Annotated in this window: 14 protein-coding genes; 6 read left to right on the top strand and 8 right to left on the bottom strand. The window is 60.3% G+C overall.

What is annotated here, in order from left to right:
- The first annotated feature begins 49 nt into the window (after window positions 1-49).
- The gene (locus AUC43_RS00515) at window positions 50-451 is read left to right on the top strand and encodes a DUF779 domain-containing protein (protein ID WP_068188390.1); all 402 of its coding nucleotides are present in this window, start codon (window positions 50-52) and stop codon (window positions 449-451) included.
- 155 nt (window positions 452-606) lie between these two features.
- Here the strand turns inward: AUC43_RS00515 and AUC43_RS00510 are convergent, their stop codons facing one another.
- The 3 genes from AUC43_RS00510 to AUC43_RS00500 all read right to left on the bottom strand — a co-directional run bounded on the left by AUC43_RS00510 (window position 607) and on the right by AUC43_RS00500 (window position 4053).
- Window positions 607-2652, bottom strand: a complete 2046-nt coding sequence (locus tag AUC43_RS00510; RefSeq protein WP_068188387.1) for a S9 family peptidase — start codon at window positions 2650-2652, stop codon at window positions 607-609.
- 117 nt (window positions 2653-2769) lie between these two features.
- Entirely contained in the window at window positions 2770-3237 is a 468-nt protein-coding gene (locus AUC43_RS00505; protein WP_068188384.1) for a MaoC family dehydratase, read from the bottom strand.
- A 51-nt stretch (window positions 3238-3288) separates the two neighbouring features.
- Window positions 3289-4053, bottom strand: coding sequence for a DUF4197 domain-containing protein (locus AUC43_RS00500; protein WP_068188382.1), 765 nt, complete (start codon window positions 4051-4053; stop codon window positions 3289-3291).
- A 405-nt stretch (window positions 4054-4458) separates the two neighbouring features.
- On the opposite strand from AUC43_RS00500, the gene AUC43_RS00495 reads away from it, so the two are divergent.
- The gene (locus tag AUC43_RS00495; protein ID WP_082684815.1) at window positions 4459-5676 is read left to right on the top strand and encodes an aminopeptidase; all 1218 of its coding nucleotides are present in this window, start codon (window positions 4459-4461) and stop codon (window positions 5674-5676) included.
- A gap of 131 nt (window positions 5677-5807) precedes the next feature.
- Here AUC43_RS00495 and AUC43_RS00490 read toward each other — a convergent pair whose 3' ends face one another.
- The 3 genes from AUC43_RS00490 to AUC43_RS00480 all read right to left on the bottom strand — a co-directional run bounded on the left by AUC43_RS00490 (window position 5808) and on the right by AUC43_RS00480 (window position 8589).
- Entirely contained in the window at window positions 5808-6545 is a 738-nt protein-coding gene (locus AUC43_RS00490) for an SDR family NAD(P)-dependent oxidoreductase (RefSeq protein ID WP_068188378.1), read from the bottom strand.
- Between the two features lie 24 nt (window positions 6546-6569).
- Entirely contained in the window at window positions 6570-7883 is a 1314-nt protein-coding gene (locus tag AUC43_RS00485; RefSeq protein ID WP_068188375.1) for a family 1 glycosylhydrolase, read from the bottom strand.
- Window positions 7884-7983: 100 nt separating this feature from the next.
- On the bottom strand, window positions 7984-8589 hold the full coding sequence (locus AUC43_RS00480; RefSeq protein WP_068188372.1) for a 2,3-bisphosphoglycerate-dependent phosphoglycerate mutase: 606 nt from the start codon (window positions 8587-8589) through the stop codon (window positions 7984-7986).
- Window positions 8590-8696: 107 nt separating this feature from the next.
- Between AUC43_RS00480 and AUC43_RS00475 the strand changes: the two genes are divergently transcribed.
- The 4 genes from AUC43_RS00475 to AUC43_RS00460 all read left to right on the top strand — a co-directional run bounded on the left by AUC43_RS00475 (window position 8697) and on the right by AUC43_RS00460 (window position 12672).
- Window positions 8697-9323 (top strand): bifunctional 4-hydroxy-2-oxoglutarate aldolase/2-dehydro-3-deoxy-phosphogluconate aldolase, encoded by a 627-nt coding sequence (locus AUC43_RS00475; protein ID WP_068188369.1) that lies wholly within the window; start codon window positions 8697-8699, stop codon window positions 9321-9323.
- A 184-nt stretch (window positions 9324-9507) separates the two neighbouring features.
- A complete protein-coding gene (gene dgoD / locus AUC43_RS00470; RefSeq protein WP_068188366.1) occupies window positions 9508-10656 on the top strand; it encodes a galactonate dehydratase in 1149 nt (382 codons plus the stop codon).
- Between the two features lie 132 nt (window positions 10657-10788).
- Complete coding sequence (locus AUC43_RS00465; RefSeq protein ID WP_068188363.1) at window positions 10789-11781, top strand: 2-dehydro-3-deoxygalactonokinase; 993 nt, start codon at window positions 10789-10791, stop codon at window positions 11779-11781.
- A 15-nt stretch (window positions 11782-11796) separates the two neighbouring features.
- Entirely contained in the window at window positions 11797-12672 is an 876-nt protein-coding gene (locus AUC43_RS00460; RefSeq protein WP_068188361.1) for an SMP-30/gluconolactonase/LRE family protein, read from the top strand.
- A gap of 24 nt (window positions 12673-12696) precedes the next feature.
- Here AUC43_RS00460 and AUC43_RS00455 read toward each other — a convergent pair whose 3' ends face one another.
- Both AUC43_RS00455 and pbpC read right to left on the bottom strand, forming a co-directional pair.
- Entirely contained in the window at window positions 12697-13194 is a 498-nt protein-coding gene (locus tag AUC43_RS00455; RefSeq protein ID WP_068188357.1) for a YcxB family protein, read from the bottom strand.
- 33 nt (window positions 13195-13227) lie between these two features.
- Window positions 13228-15612, bottom strand: coding sequence for a penicillin-binding protein 1C (gene pbpC, locus AUC43_RS00450; RefSeq protein ID WP_099092862.1), 2385 nt, complete (start codon window positions 15610-15612; stop codon window positions 13228-13230).
- Between the last annotated feature and the right edge of the window lie 209 nt (window positions 15613-15821).

The raw sequence follows: 15821 nt of genomic DNA, 5'->3' as shown, positions 1-15821 counted from the left end.
ACCGGCCAGGAAAAGATGCCCGATTCATCCCAACCGTAATAATCTTCCCATGCCCACGCCCCGCGTCCTCGTTACCCAAGCCGCTGAGGCTACCATTGACCTTTTGCGCGACGAAAACGGCCCGCTTATGTTCCACCAAAGCGGCGGCTGCTGCGACGGTTCCTCGCCCATGTGCTTCGCCAAGGGCGAGTTTCGCATCGGCGGCAACGACGTGTGGCTGGGCCAGATTCACGGCTGCGACTTCTTCATGAGCACCAGCCAGTTTGAGTATTGGCAGCACACCCAGCTCACGGTGGACGTCACGAAGGGCCGGGGAGCCAGCTTCTCGCTGGAAATCCCGCTGGGCGTGCGCTTTCTGATTCGCTCGCGGCTGTTCACCGAGGAAGAATCCAAGGACATGGCCCCCGTGCAGCAAGGGGAGGAGTACCTTGAGCAGCAGGCTGCTTCCTAAGGCAATGTAGAAACGCGACACTTCGCGGCTTCGCGGAACGATACCCACGCGGCGCCTACGACGAGACGCGAAGTAGTATTGCGTCTCTACATCGTTCAATGAATCAAAAAGCCCCGCTGATGAAGCGGGGCTTTTTTGTTGGGCTTAAATCAGGGTTACTTCACGGCCGTTTCTTTCACCAGCGTCACCGTTTTCGGGTCCACGGTTATCTCTTCCAGGCGCTTCGCCACGGCCGGCGACATGCTTTCCTGGAAGCGGCCGCCCAGGTGCTTGGATAGAAATTTCTCGGAGGCGGCCAGCATGGCCATGTTGTTCACGGGGCGGGCGAAGCCGTGGCCTTCGTCGGGGGCGAGGAGGTATTGCACGGGGTAGTTGCGGTCGCGCAGGGCCACTACTATCTGGTCGGCCTCGGCCTTGTTCACGCGCGGGTCGTTGGCGCCCTGCACCACCAGCAGCGGCGTTTTGATTTTATCGGCGGCGGTCAGCGGCGACATGCGCGCCAGCTCAGCCCGGCCGGCTTCGGTGCCGGGGTCGGCCATGCGGGCGTACATCTGCTTGCGCCCAGCTTCCCAATAAGGCGGAATGGCGTTGAGCAAGGTCATCAGGTTGGAAGGCGCCACAATGGCCACGCCGGCCGAGTACACATCCGGGGTGAAGGCCACGCCCGCCAGCGTGGCGTAGCCGCCGTAGGAACCGCCCATGATGCCCACCTTTTTGGGGTCGGCAATGCCCTGGGCGATGAGGTACTTCACGCCCCAGGTCAGGTCATCCTGCATTTTGCGGCCCCACTCGCCGTTGCCGGCATTCAGGAATTTCTTGCCGTAGCCGGTGCTGGCGCGGAAGTTGGGCGACAGCACCGCGTAGCCGCGGTTGGCCAAAAACTGGTGCTGCGGGTTGAAACCGTAGGAGCTGCGGGCCCAGGGGCCGCCGTGGGGCATGATGATAACGGGCAAGTTCTTGGCGGGCACGCCCTTGGGCAAGGTCAGGTACGCCGGAATTTCCAGGCCATCCGACGACTTGTAGCGCACCACTTTCATCTCGGCCAGGTGGGCGGGGTTGAGCTGCGGGCGCAGATCGTACTGCTTGGTGAGTTGCTTGGTTTGGCGGTTGAAAAGGTACACCACGCCGGGCTGGGTGGCCGAGTTGGCCGAGAGCAGCCACAGCCGCTCGTCGGTAGTGTTTGAGGTGGGGTACACGTCGAGGCCGGGAAGCTTGGCACTGGCCGTTTTGAAGTCCTTTTCAAACTCCTTGTCTTTCCACACGCGGCGCATCCGGTCATCCTCGAAGCTGACGAAAATCGGTTCGTGGGTTTTCTCTGATACGGCCAGATTGTCCACGTCCACGCGCTTCAGCGGGTCGGCTTGGAAGGGCTCTTCCTTGCCGGTAGCGGGGTCCATCAGCACGATTTCGGCCAGGTTGCGGCCCTGGCCCATGTTCGTGACCATGTACACCCGCTTGTTGTCCTTGGCAAAGGAAACCACGTTGCTCAGCTCGTCGATGGAGGTTTTGTAGAACGGCGTCAGCTTGTCGCCTTCCACGCGCAGCCACTCGGTGCTGCCGTCGGGGTTAGAGCGCGATGCCAGCCGTAGCTGGTCGTTCCAGTCAAACTCCCAGGCGCCGATGCGGTCGTTGTTCTGGCGCACCAGGGTTTTCTCGCCGGTGGTCAGGTTCAGCTTGTAAAGGTCGTGCCAGGCCTTGTCGCGGTCGTTCAGGCCGATGTAGAGCGTGTTGGGGTCGGTGAGGGGTACGTGCACCACCTGCACCCGCACGCCCTTGAGGCCGGTGAGGTCGCGGGCGGTGGGCACGGCCTGGCCGGCGGGCAGGTTCTCGGCCGGGTTCACGGCGTAGATGTTGAAGTTTTCGTCGCCGCCCTTGTCCTGGCTGTAGAGCAGGTACTTGCCGTCGCGGCTCCAGAAGTAGCCGCGCACTGGGCGGGCTTGGTCGTTGGTCATGGGCCGGGCCTTCTCGAAGGGCTCGTTCAGGCCCTTCACCCAGATGTTGCGGGTGCCGTTGTAGGGCTTGATGAAGGACAGAAGCCTGCCATCGGGCGAGAGCTGGGCGCCCGAAATCTCGGGGTCGCCAAATAGCAATTCGCGGTCGATAAGCGGTGGCTGCGCGCCGGCTTTGGGGGCTTGCGCCACGCTCGGTAGCGGCGATGCCAAGGTCAGCAGGAGTCCCAGGCAGAGCAAAACGTGTTTCATAAGTAAGCAGAAAAAGATGAAAATGAGAGCCGAATGTATGCAAAAAGGACCGTGCAGCCAGCGCCACACGGTCCTTTTGGTCAATTATTTATCGATTATGTTCTTTCGATAAGCCTATTATTCCTGAAAATGGTATAAAAACGTAACAACGCCGGTGTAAGCGGGCTTTTTAGAGCCCTCAATTTCCAGCGTCACGCCCACCCGCGTCTTAGCAATGCCGCGCAGGTTGACCACCGACAGCAGGCTGGCACGCAGGCGCACCTGGCTGTTCACCGTCACGGCCTGGTTGAAGCGCAGGTTTTCGATTTCGTAGTTGACCTGCATTTTCAGGTTCTCAATGGCCACGATTTGCTGCCAGAGGTAGGGCAGCAGTGATACCGTGAGGTAGCCGTGGGCAATGGTAGCCTTGAAAGGCGACTCGACCTGGGCCCGCTCGGCATCCACGTGAATCCATTGAAAGTCGAGCGTGGCGGCCGCAAACTGGTTGATTTGCTCCTGGGTGATGGTGTGGAGCTCGGAAACGCCCATTTCCTGGCCCACGCAGGCTTCGAGTTCGGCGAGGCTGCGAATGGTAAGTTTGCTCATAAGTGGCGGTTGGATTGCGGATGAAGGGCCGCAAACATACGCCGCTTCAGCTTAGCCGTTGCGGCCAAATACCCGGCGCAGCAGCTCGGTGGTGCGGGCCACGGGGTTCTCGCGGATGTTGGCCTCTTCCTGGGCAATGAGCGTGAACAGGCCGTCGACGGCTTTGCCGGTAGCGTACTGGTTCAGGTCGGGCTGCACGGGCGTCACCAGCGGAATCTGGTTGAAGCGGGTGGCCAGGTCTGTGTAGTAGCGGGTGGCGCCCACTTTGTCCAGGCTCTGCTGCATGATGGGCGTGAAGGCGGCGGTGAGCTGGCTGGAGGTGGTCCGTTTTAGGTACTGGGTAGCGGCGTCCTTCTGGCCCGTCAGGATGTTCCAGACGTCGGAAAAGGTCAGGCTTTTGATGGCGCTGATGAAAATGGGCTTGGCGCTGCGGGCCGCGTCTTCGGCTCCCCGGTTCAGCGACAGCTCAAACTTATCGACCTGGCTGCCCAGCCCAATGGTGCGCAGGGTGTTGGCCACGCGCTGGGCATCGGGCGGAAACGGAATGCGAATGAGGCGATTGAGGTAGAAGCCATCCGTCTGCGAAGCTTGGTCGGCACCCTTGCCGATGCCTTGCAACAGGGCCTCCTTGAGGCCGCTGGCGGCTTCGGTATTCGATAGCCCGCCAATGGCGGTGCTGCCCGTGCTGCTACTGGTCGGCGTTTTAATGCCGGTGGGCAGCTTGAGGTCTTTGAGGCTGGGGAAACGGAACTGGGCCGAGGCACTGAACGAGAGGCCTGATAAGAGCATCAGGGCGGCGAAGGAGCGGATTTTCATGAGGAAAGAGCGAAGCGAAATATGCTTGCAATTGGCCTATTGCAACGCCCATGCCGAATTTTTGTACAGCTCTGTTGGAGGCATGGTTTCGTGTTCGCCGCTTCTAGCATGCCCGCGAGTAATCTGCGACTACACACCGGTTTGACGTGTGGAAGTGGACAAGGCAGCAGGTTGTTACATTCCTGATACAGCCTATTATTCGTGCCCGGCGAAAAGTGCTGCGCGAAGTCCGCACAAGCAGTTGAACTGGTAGACCGCTACTTAAACTTGTTTGTTTTTACTATTTATACAAATAAATATTGATTAATTATAAAATAAATATAGCTTAGCCCATTGATTGGCGTTTTCATAGGTAAGCAGCCTCGGAGCGTTGATATACTTTTCACTCATTTAATCCTTGTTCCAATGTTGAAAAAATGTTTACCAGTGGCCTGTGTTTCAGGTCTGCTCTTATTAGCCGGTTCGGCTTTCGGCCAGAACTACGAGCAGGTGGCCAAACAAATTGTGAATACCTCGGCCGGCGTGAAGCCGGGAGACGCCGTTGTGATTACGGGCGGCCAGCACACGCTGCCGCTCATGGAAGCCGTAGCTGTGGAAGTGGCCCGCGCCGGCGGGCAACCCAGTATGTGGCTCACCACCGACAAAGTGGCTCGGGCCATCAACATGGAAACGCCCGAATCGGCCATTCAAGCTAGCAAAGCCAACAATATGGCTCTGTTGGCGGACGTGCTGATTTCCTTGCCCACTCTCGAAGACAGCCGTGCGGTGATGGCAGACTTGAGTGCAGCCCGGCGGGCTAAATTCGGCCAAGTAGCTGCCGCTTCTGGCTTTACTCAGCAACTCGATGCCAGCAAGCTGCGGGGCGTGTTTGTGAGCTACCCGAGCAAGAGCTACGCCGCGGCGCAGCAACTCGACTATCCCGCCTACGAGCAAATGATGTGGGGCGGCATTGGGGCCGATTACACGGCCATTGCCGGGCAGGCCGAGCAGCTAAAGAAACTCCTGGACACGGGCAAAAAAATCCACATTACCTCGCCATCGGGCACCGATTTGACCATGGACCTTGCCGGCCGGCCGGTATTTGCTGACGACGGGGCATTATCGACTGCCGACCAGAAGGAGAAGCTTATTTATAATCGCTCGGTGCGCCTACCTGGCGGCCTTATCTACGGTACTTGCCAGGAAACCTCGGGCACGGGCCGGCTGGAATTCGCCAACGATGCTATTTCCGATGGTAAGCCATTAAAAGGCTTTAAAGCAGACTTGAAAAATGGCCAGGTTGAAAACGTACGCGCCGACGTTGGCGCCGACGCTTTCAAAGAGCAGATGACTGCGTATGGGCCTTCGGCGCTCCAGGTAGGCCGCTTTTCTATTGGGCTGAACCCGGTGATGAAACAGGACGATGCGAAGGCATACCACCCAAACACTGCGGCTGGTATGGTGTACGTGAGCTCGGGCAACAATTCGCTGTATGGTGGCCAGAACAAAGCGACGGGCGGCTACAGTTATCCTATTGCCAATGCCACGGTGGATATCGACGGCAAGGTAGTGGTACGCAACGGTCAACTTGTGTCGCCGGCCACTACTAGCACGATGCCCGCACCAAAGAAAAGCCGGAAATAAGCCACACCGCACAGGCTATAATGCTCAAAGGGCCAGCCAATTCATCATTGACTGGCCCTTTGTCGTTTGCCTCACTACAAGATTATAGGGCGCTGTACCAAGCAAGCGCGCTGGCGGCGCTACTTCATCAATTACAGCCGGGCCAGCCGGCCGCCGTCCACGCGGATTTCGGCGCCCTGCACGAATTGGGCATCATCGGAAGCCAGGTAGGCAATGATGGCGGCTACGTCTTCGGGGCGGCCCACGTCGGCTTTATTCACGACTTCGACGCCGCTTTTAATGTTGGGATTTTCCCAGAGCATGGGCGTGTCGATGGCGCCGGGCAGGATGACGTTGGTGCGGATGCCTTTGGCCTTGCCTTCCAGCGACGAGGAGCGGGTGAGCGAGAGCATGGCGGCTTTGGCCGCCGCGTAGGGAGCCACCAGCGGGCTGGTTTCGATGGCGTGAATGCTGGCCACGTTCACGATGGCACCGCCGGGCTTCATGTGCAAAAAGGCCTGCTTGGTGAAGTAAAAGGCCCCGAGCAAATCCACGTTCAGGATGCGCAGCCAGTCGTCGCCGGTCAGCTCCTCGAGGGCTTTGAACTGCATCAGGCCCGCGTTGTTCACCACGGCGTCGAGGCGGCCGAAGCGCTCCAGCGTGCCGGCTACGGTGGCTTCTACCTGCGCTTCGATGGCCACGTTGCAGAGGCTGGCCCACACCTCGGGGGCGCCAGCGGCCTGCACGTCGGGCACGGCGGCGTCGAGGTTGGCCTGGTTGTAATCGGCGAGTACGATGCGGGCGCCTTCGGAGGCCAGGCGCTTGGCCACAGCCAGCCCAATGCCGCTGGCGCCGCCGGTTACGATGGCGGCTTTATCCTGAAATCTCATGTGATGGGGAAGGGAGGCGGGGGGTTAGGATTCGACGGTAGCGTTGGCCTCGGCCGTGGTTTTATCGGCGCTGGATGCTTTTACTTCGGCTTTTTGCTTGCTGGCCCAGGCGCTCTGGCTGTCTTTGGGCATCACGATGGGCACCTGCAGGCACACGCTGTGGGTGGGCAGCACCTGGTCCCAGCCGGCGATGAGCTGCTTGTAGGCCATGCCCACGGGCCGCACGTTGCGGTCCAGGTCGTACAGCCCCACGGGGTTTACGTGGCCGTTGCTTTCGCGCAAAGCGGTATCCCAGTCCACCTGGTCGGTGAGGGAGTACCAGGTGAAGCCGATGACGGGCACGCCGTCGTTGCGCACGCGCAGCACGTTGGCCCATTCCTTCCACAGCCAGTTCACCGATTCGTCGCCCTTGGGGCCCTGGTTGAGGTTGGTTTCGGTGTGCATTACGGGCAGGCGGTAGCGGTCGTGGTACTGCCGGGTAATGACGTGGTAGCCAAATATCTCGCCCGAGGCGCGGGTGCTGCCATCGGGCGACACCCGGTGCTCGTTGGTGTAGTAGTAGTCGTTGCCCATGATGCAATGGTGTTTCAGGTTGTTGTGCAGGAAGAAGTGGTACTCGTCCTTGGTCATTCCGTTGTCGGTGAGGTACTCGTACATGTCCGAGTTCACGCGCCGGCCGTAGTTCAAATCCAGCGACAGAAAGCGCTTCGAATTCATGGTTTCGGCCGGGCCGATGGCGGCCGGGTTTTCGGCATGGAAGTACTCCGACGACTCGCTCTGAATAAAAATGGCGTCGGGCCGCACCTCCAGGATGGAGCGCATGGCCAGCACGTTGGCCTTCACAATGTGCTTGAGCGCCGTCACGAAAGCCCTGTCGCTGCTGAGCTGCTCGTTCCACCAGCCGTAGCGGGCCGAAAACTGCGCGCAGATGTACATCTCGTTCACCGGCGTGTACAGCTGCACCCACGGAAACCGCGTGGCGAAGGCCTTGGCGTACTGCCCAAACAGCTCCGGAAAGTCCGGATTCTGGAAGTTGCCTATCCAGTCGGGCACCCCAAAGTGGCACAAATCGACAATGGGCGAGATGTTGCGGCGCAGCAAGTCCTGAAACGTGACGTCGGCAAACGACCAGTCGTATTTGCCCGGCCCCACAAACGCGGTGTGAATGGGCGGCCCGTAGCGCAAAAACCGAATGCCCAGGTCCTGAACCAGGTCGAAGTCCTTCTGCCAGAACTTGTAGTGGCCGCATTTTTCCAGCTCATCCACGCGCACTTTGCCGTTTTGGATGGTGGGGTTGCTGTTTTCGATGCCGGTGGCAAACAGAAATTGAGGGCCCATAAGCGCAGGGTGGAGAAGTAGCCGGAGGAAGTGCCAGCCGCTGCGGCCCGCACCTGCAGGGGTACTCCATTCGCCGCTTCTGTGTTGCGTACCGCCCGGCTTAGAGGTCGTACATCTCCACAATGGCGAGGTGGGCATCGAAGCGGTACACGTGGACGCCGCCGGTCACGATTTCCAGCCCTACTACCTGGGTTTCGCTCAGGTGCTCGAGGTACATGCGCAGCCCGCGCAGGGTGTTGCCGTGCGAGACAATCAGCACGTTCTTATCGGCGCGGAGCTGCGGTGCGATTTCGGCCTCGAAAAATTCGACGGCCCGGGCCCGGGTCTGCTTCAGGCTTTCGCCGTTGGGCGGGGCCACGTCGTAGCTGCGGCGCCATTCGTCTACCTGCGCCTGCCCGTATTTGATGGCTACTTCGGCCTTGTTGAGGCCCTGCAGGTTGCCGTACATCCGCTCCTTGAGGGCGTCGACGTGGTGCACCGGCAGGTCGGCCCACCCGGCCCGCTCCACAATGATGTCGAGCGTGCGCTTGGCCCGGATAAGGGTCGAGGTGTAGGCCACGTCGAAGTGGAAATCTTTCAGCTTGTCGGCTACGGCGTAGGCTTCGGCCTCGCCGGTGGAACTCAGGGGCACGTCGAGCCAGCCCGTGAATACGTTTGCCAGATTCGCCGTCGATTCGCCGTGCCGGACGAGAACAAGGAGAGCCATGGGATGAGGAAAGCGCTGTGAGGTAGGGTGAGCCTCGGCCTAACCCGTCTCTACGGTTCTACGTTGTCGGAAGGCAGCAGTGTATCACGCTCCCTTCCCGGCTAGCCATGACGATGCCCCTCTCGCATATCCTTGAACACAAGCTCGTCGCCATTATCCGCGGCGCCAACCCCCCGGACCTGCTGAAAATAGCCGAGGCCCTGCACGAAGGCGGCGTCCGGACAATGGAAATCACGCTGAACTCGCCCGGGGCGCTGGCCTCGATTGAAGAGCTGGCCGAGGCCATGGACGGCCGCATGCTGATAGGCGCGGGCACCGTGCTCGACCCCGAAACGGCCCGGGGCGCCCTGCTGGCCGGCGCCCGCTTCATCATCTCGCCCACCCTAAGCAAGAAAACCATCCGCATGACCAAGCGCTACGGCGCCGTAAGCATTCCGGGCGCCTTCACCACCACCGAAATCCTGAAGGCCTACGAGCACGGCGGCGACATCATCAAGGTATTTCCCGCCTCGGTGGGGGCCAAATACTTCAAAGACCTGGCCGGGCCGGTGCCGTTTATCCCGCTCATGCCCACGGGCGGCGTCTCGCTGGACAACATCAAGGATTTTCAGGATGCCGGGGCCGTCGCCTTCGGGCTGGGCAGCTCGCTGGTAGATACTAGCCAGCCGGTTAGCGCCAAGTATCTGCAGCAACTCACGGCCAAAGCGCGGCGTTTCGTGCAGGCCGTGGCGTAACCGTAACTCAATCGTCTGTCATGCTGAGCTGGCGAAGCATCTTATCACGGCTCAACGATTCGTTCTAACCTGATAGGATGCTTCCTTCGTCAGCATGACAGACGATTGGATTAGTAGCCCAAGCGAGGTGCTTCGCTGCGCTCGGCATGACAATATGATTCGCCCCTCATTTTAGCCCAACCCAATGAAAATTGCCCGCTTTACCTTGTATCAGGTGCCGCCCCGCTGGCTGTTTCTGAAGATAGAAACCGACTCGGGGCTGGTGGGATGGGGCGAGCCCGTAATTGAGGGCAAGGCGGCCACCGTGGCCACGGCGGTGAATGAGCTCATGGAAAACCTAGTGGGCAAAGACCCGCTCAACATCGAAGACCATTGGCAGGTGATGTACCGCGGCGGCTTCTACCGCGGCGGCCCCATTCTAATGTCGGCCATTGCCGGCATCGACCAGGCCCTGTGGGACATCAAGGGCAAGTACCACAACGCGCCGATTCACCAGCTGCTGGGCGGCCGCGTGCGCGACCTGATGCGCGTGTACTCCTGGATAGGCGGCGACCGGCCCGAGCACGTGGGGCAGGCCGCGACCGAAATGGTGGCCAAGGGCTTCAACGCCATTAAGATGAATGCTACCGATGAAATGGCCTACGTAGATTCCTATGTCAAGATTGACCAGGTGCTGGCCCGCGTGGCGGCCGTGCGCGAAGCTGGTGGGCCAGGCCTGGGCATTGGCATCGATTTCCACGGGCGGGTGCACAAACCCATGGCCAAGGTGCTGGCCAAGGAGCTGGAGCCGTACCGGCCCATGTTCATCGAGGAGCCGGTGCTGCCGCAGAACAACGAGGCCCTGCGCGAGATTGCCCGGCACACGTCCATTCCCATCGCCACCGGCGAGCGGATGTTTTCGCGCTGGGATTTCAAGCAGCTGCTGATTGACGGCTACGTCGACATCATCCAGCCCGACCTGTCGCACGCTGGCGGCATCACCGAGTGCAAGAAAATTATTTCCATGGCCGAGGCCTTCGACGTGGCCGCGGCGCCGCACTGCCCGCTGGGCCCCATTGCGCTGGCCGCCTGCCTGCAGGTAGATGCTAGTTGCCACAATGCCTTCATCCAAGAACAAAGCCTGGGCATTCACTACAACAAGGAAAATGACCTGCTCGACTACCTCGTTGATAAGACGGTGTTCGACTACGAAAACGGCTTTTGCAAAATCCCGGAAGGCCCCGGCTTGGGCATCGAAATAGACGAAGAGTACCTCCTGAGCCGCGTCGCCATCGGACACAATTGGCACAACCCCATCTGGCGCAACGCCGACGGGAGCGTGGCGGAATGGTAGGGCGCTGCGGTAGGACGCTGCGCTTAATTAAAAATGAAGAATGAAGAATTGGAATTGAGCAGAAGAGCCCGAACTTCCTCATTCCTCATTCCTCATTCCTCATTCCTCATTCCTCATTAAGCCCAAGCGCCCATGAACCCAGCCACCACCTTCCTCAGCTGCGATTGGGGTACTTCTTCCTTCCGGTTGCGGCTAGTGGAGCGCGAGGGCCTGAAGATTCTGGCCGAGGAAAGCTCTAAGGAGGGTAACGCCGCCACGGCCGAGCTTTGGAAGCAGGCCGGGCAGCCCCCGGAGCAGCGCGTGGGCTTCTACTTGGCCATTGTGCAAGGACACTTGAAGAAGCTGGAGGAAGCAGTGAAAACCTCGCTGGACGGCGTGCCCGTGGTGATTTCTGGTATGGCTTCGTCCACCATTGGCATGGAGGAGCTGCCGTATAAGCCGCTGCCTTTCGCCACCGATGGCTCGGATTTATCAGCAAAAATCATGGAGCCTACGGCCGATTTCAAGCACGCGACCCTGCTGATTTCGGGCGTGAAAAGCGATGACGACGTGATGCGGGGCGAAGAAACCCAGCTGGTAGGCTGCCAGTTTGAAAATACAGCCGAGCAGCAGCTTTTTCTGCACCCGGGCACGCACGCCAAGCACGTACTGGTGCAGCACGGCCAGGCCGTGGCGCTGAAAACGTACATGACCGGCGAGTTTTTCTCGCTCCTCTCGAAGCAGGCAATACTGGCCGCTTCGGTAGCCGAAGGCGGCCAGCTGGAGGAAGGCGCCAATCGGCAATGGTTTGAGAAAGGTGTGCAGGACAGCCAGCAGGATAACCTGCTGCACAATGCCTTTCTGGTGCGCACCAACGACCTGTTAATGAAAGCCAGCAAGCCGGAGAACTTCTTCTACCTGAGCGGGCTGCTCATCGGCAGCGAATGCCACGACCTGCTGGGCAGCCTGCCCGCCAGCATCACCCTGGCCGGCGAGCCCGTGCTGCTGGCGCACTACGGCGCGGCCCTGCGCGTGCTGGGCATCGCCGACAAATGCCCGGTAACCACAAAAACCGCCGTTGAGGTAACCCTGCACGGGCAAAGCGCCGTCTTACAGCACAGTCGCATCAACCAGCAAAAAGCGTAACGGCAGCGCATCACTATGCAGGCTCAATCCATCTACCCCGCGCAGGCGGCTCTGGGCGAAGGCGCGCTCTGGAACCCAGAGACGCAGCAACTGTACTGGGTAGATATTGAAGGCCGGTCGTTTCATGTTTTTGACCCGGCCACGGGGCAGGACCGGCGCTTCTGCACCGGTGCCCGGGTTGGCACGGTAGTGCCCATGCACAACGGCGACGTGCTGCTGGCCCTGCAAACGGGCATTTACCAGCTCAATATTGCCACCGGCCAGCTCAATCTGGTGGTGAACCCGCTCACGGAGCCCACCCTGCGCTTCAACGATGGCAAATGCGACCCGGCCGGGCGGTTTTGGGTGGGTACTTTCGACCTGGAGCAGAAGCCCCACGCCGGTACCCTCTACCGGCTCGACCCCGATGGCAGCCTCCACGTGATGCTGCGCGGCATCACGAACTCCAACGGGGTGGTCTGGTCCTTAGACCACCGCACCATGTACTACATCGACACTCCCACGCTCACAGTGCAGGCGTTCGACTACGACAGCGGCACCGGCGAAATCGCCAATCCGCGGGTCATCATCCGAATTCCCCAAGGCGCTGGCGTGCCCGATGGCATGACCATCGACGCGGAAGGTATGCTCTGGGTGGCGCTGTGGGGCGGCGGGCGCATTCAGCGCTTCGACCCCCACACCGGAGAAGCGCGCGAAACCGTGGAGGTGCCCGCGCCCTTCACGTCCTCCTGCGCCTTCGGCGGCCCCGACTTGCGCACGCTTTACATCACCACGGCCCGCAGCGGTCTCACACCCGCCCAGCAGCAGCAATTTCCCCTGAGTGGCAACCTGTTTGCCGTAGAGCCGGGCGTGCGGGGAGTGCCGGCTTATTTCTTCGATAAGCGACTTTGAACACGTGAGTAACTGCTGCTTTCTCTAATGCAATTGCCGAGCGGTTTGCTGTGCCTTGATAACCGCATCAATCTGATTTTCGGAATCGAAAGCTGAGTTTGGCAGGAAAATACTGGCTCCATTTTCCGGAATCATAAACAGTGCATTTGGCGTGCGGATAATGTTGCTTATTCCTTTCCATTGTAGCGCACCGTGGGAAAAAGGACCATCTATTTTTATAAATTCCTCCCTGAAATTAATGACAATATCCTGGCCCGTGATTCCACTCTTTTTTCGGTCTTTCAGCCACTTGCGCTTTGAGTAAAAGAACTTTGTGAACTCGTAAACGCCTATAGCAATGAAAAAATACGGTAACCTTCCCAAGGCGTTGCCGGTGTCAATAAATCGTAAGACTATCCAGAATAAAATCATGAAAACAGCTAAGTATGGCTGCCATCTACGAATCCATTTCTGCGACGCCCATTCCCGATAGAAATCGTTGTAATATTTATCGTTTGGAGTAATTACTATCGTGAAATCCATTTAAGAGGTATATAGGTCGATTGGTCCTGTGCCTCAAAGCTCGGCTACCTGCAGCTGAATATCCACGTTGCGGCCGTGGTCGTCGGCGCAGGAGATTTTTACCGCGCCGCTCGGGGGCCGGAAAAACACCCGTTCCGTAGCCGAAGCGGCCCGCAGAAACCGGTCGTTTACGTACCAAAACACCTGCCGCACCTCGCTGCCCGCTGCGCAGCTGAGCAGCAGCTGTTGCTTTTCGCGGCGGTTGAGCAGGTATTCGGCATTGGCCAAGGGCGAGGTGATGGCCAGGGCGCCGCCGGTATCGTCGTCGGCGTTGCGCACGAGGCGGCAGGCGGGGTTGTGAGCGGGCAGGCGGGTGGCATGCAGGCCCTGGGCTTCGCGAAACGCCAGCACTTCGGGCCGCGGGTTGGGGAAGAGCTGGCGCCGGAAGCCGCTGGCCGGCACGCAGGCCCGGCAGTAGGAAATGGAGCCATCGGCCGATACCAATGCTTCGCGCTGGTGCTCGCAGCGCTGGGCGCTGGACACGCTCGGGAGGTAGTAGTCTATCAATTGGTTGGGGCAATGCTCGCCCGGCACCAGCCCACTCTCGGCACACACCAGCCGGAAGTCGAGGCTGGTGGGCGGCGTGGCCCAATTGTTGGGCGAGTTATAAGCCAGTGCGTTAAACAAGTCAAACAGCAGCGGGGTGGCAATGTCGGTGCCGGTGAGGGCCGGGCTGCCTTCGCCGCTGAAGTTGCCCACCCACGCGCCCACGGTGTAGTCCTGGTTGTAACCAATGCTCCAGGCGTCGCGGCGGCCGTAGCTGGTGCCGGTCTTCCAGGCAATCTTGGGCAGGCGCGCGCTGCCCTGGTAGCCCAACGGCAAATCGGGCCGGGTGTGTTGAGCTAAAATATCGGTGATGAGGAAGGCCGCGGCGGGGCTTGTTATTAATGAAGAATGAGGAATTAAGAATGAAGAATTGGAAGTTGGAGCAGCCGCTTTCCCGGACAATTCCTCCTTCTTCATTCTCAATTCTTCATTAAGATTAAGCGCCAGCGTCAAAGGTGCGTACCGCCCCTGATCCGCCAGGGCCGCGTACAGCGCGGTGAGTTCCTCCAGCGTAGCGCCGCAGCCGCCTAGTATCGTGCTCAGCCCCAGCCGGGGGGCATCGTGCGCCACGCGCCGGAAGCCGGCATCGCGCAGCTTATCGGTGAAGGTAGATACGCCCAGCTCCGAGAGCACGCGCACCGCCGGGATGTTGAGCGAGTAAGTAAGGGCCCGCTCCACGGTCACCTCGCCGCTGAAGCTCTTGTCGAAGTTCTCGGGCCGAAAGCCGCTGAAGTTAGTGGGCACGTCTGGGAGCTTGAGCTTGGGCGTCACGAGGCCGCGGTCGAGGGCCAGGGCGTAGAGAAAGGGCTTGAGCGTGCTGCCCGGCGAGCGAATGGCTTGCACGCCGTCGACCTGCCCGGCACTGGTGGCGTCCTGGAAATCAGCGGAGCCCACGTAGGCCTCCACAGCGCGGGTGCGGTTGTTCACGACCAGCACGGCGGCCTGGGCGATGCCCAATTCGTGCAGGCGGCGCACGTAGTTTTTGGTCAGGTCTTCGGCCTGGGCCTGGGGGCCGCGCCGCAGCGTGGAGCGGATGATGGGCTGGCCGGGAAACCGCGTCACGAGCCGCCGGGCCAGGTGCGGGGCCAGCAGGGGGGGCGCGTGGCGCTGCACGGCCAGGGGCTCGGCCAGCGCGTCGGCAATGTCCTGGTCGGGAAAAAGGTGCTGCTGCTGGAAGCGCCGCAGCCAGCGGTTGCGTTCGGCCCGGATGGCGGCATTGTTCTTGCCCAGCACCAGGATGCGCGGCTGGTTGGGGATGATGGCCAGCGTCACGGTCTGGGCCAACGAGAGGTAGTCGGGCGGCTGCTGGAAGTACAGCAGCGCCGCCGATTTCACGCCCTCGATGTTGCCGCCGTAAGGCACCAGGTTCAGGTACAGCTGCAGAATCTCGGCTTTGCTGTAGTGCGCTTCTAACTGCAGGGCCCGCAGCATTTCGAGGATTTTGTTGCCCAGGGTGCGCTCTTTGGGCTCGAGCAGGCGGGCCACCTGCATGGTGATGGTGCTGGCGCCGGTGGTGCGGCCCGTGCCCAGCAGGTTGCGGCCCGCCGCCTGCACGATGGCAATCGGGTTGACCCCAAAATGATACCGGAAGTACCGGTCTTCCTTATAGATAATGGCTTGCTGTAGCGCCGGCGTGATTTCGGGCAGCTCCGTTTTCATGCGCCACTTCTGCGTGGGGTTCAGGTAGGCGTGCAGCACGGTGCCGTCGGCGGCCAGCACCAGCGGCGAGTAGAGCGGGGCGCGGGGCAGGGGAAAGGCAACATCCAGCCCCAGCAGCAGCAATAGGGCTGCCAGTACTGCGCCGCCAAGCCGAAGTCCCGTCCGCCAATTCATAACCAAAGGTATTGGCCGCTTTATGGCAACGGCCGTTTTAGCCCAATTTACCATCGCCCAGCCGATTGGCGCGCGGTGTGTCCGGGCAGCACAACCACTGCTGCTGCCGGGCGGGCGGCAGGGGCGAATAAGCGGGTGCGTAACGAAATAAAGGTGAACGGTAATTGTCAGATAAAAATCTGAATGGTAGAATTAATCAGAAGCTGAAT

This window comes from Hymenobacter sedentarius, from assembly GCF_001507645.1.
Lineage (GTDB): Bacteria > Bacteroidota > Bacteroidia > Cytophagales > Hymenobacteraceae > Hymenobacter > Hymenobacter sedentarius.
Note: the sequence above shows the minus strand (reverse complement) of the source record. Positions and strands in the feature narration are given on the sequence as shown.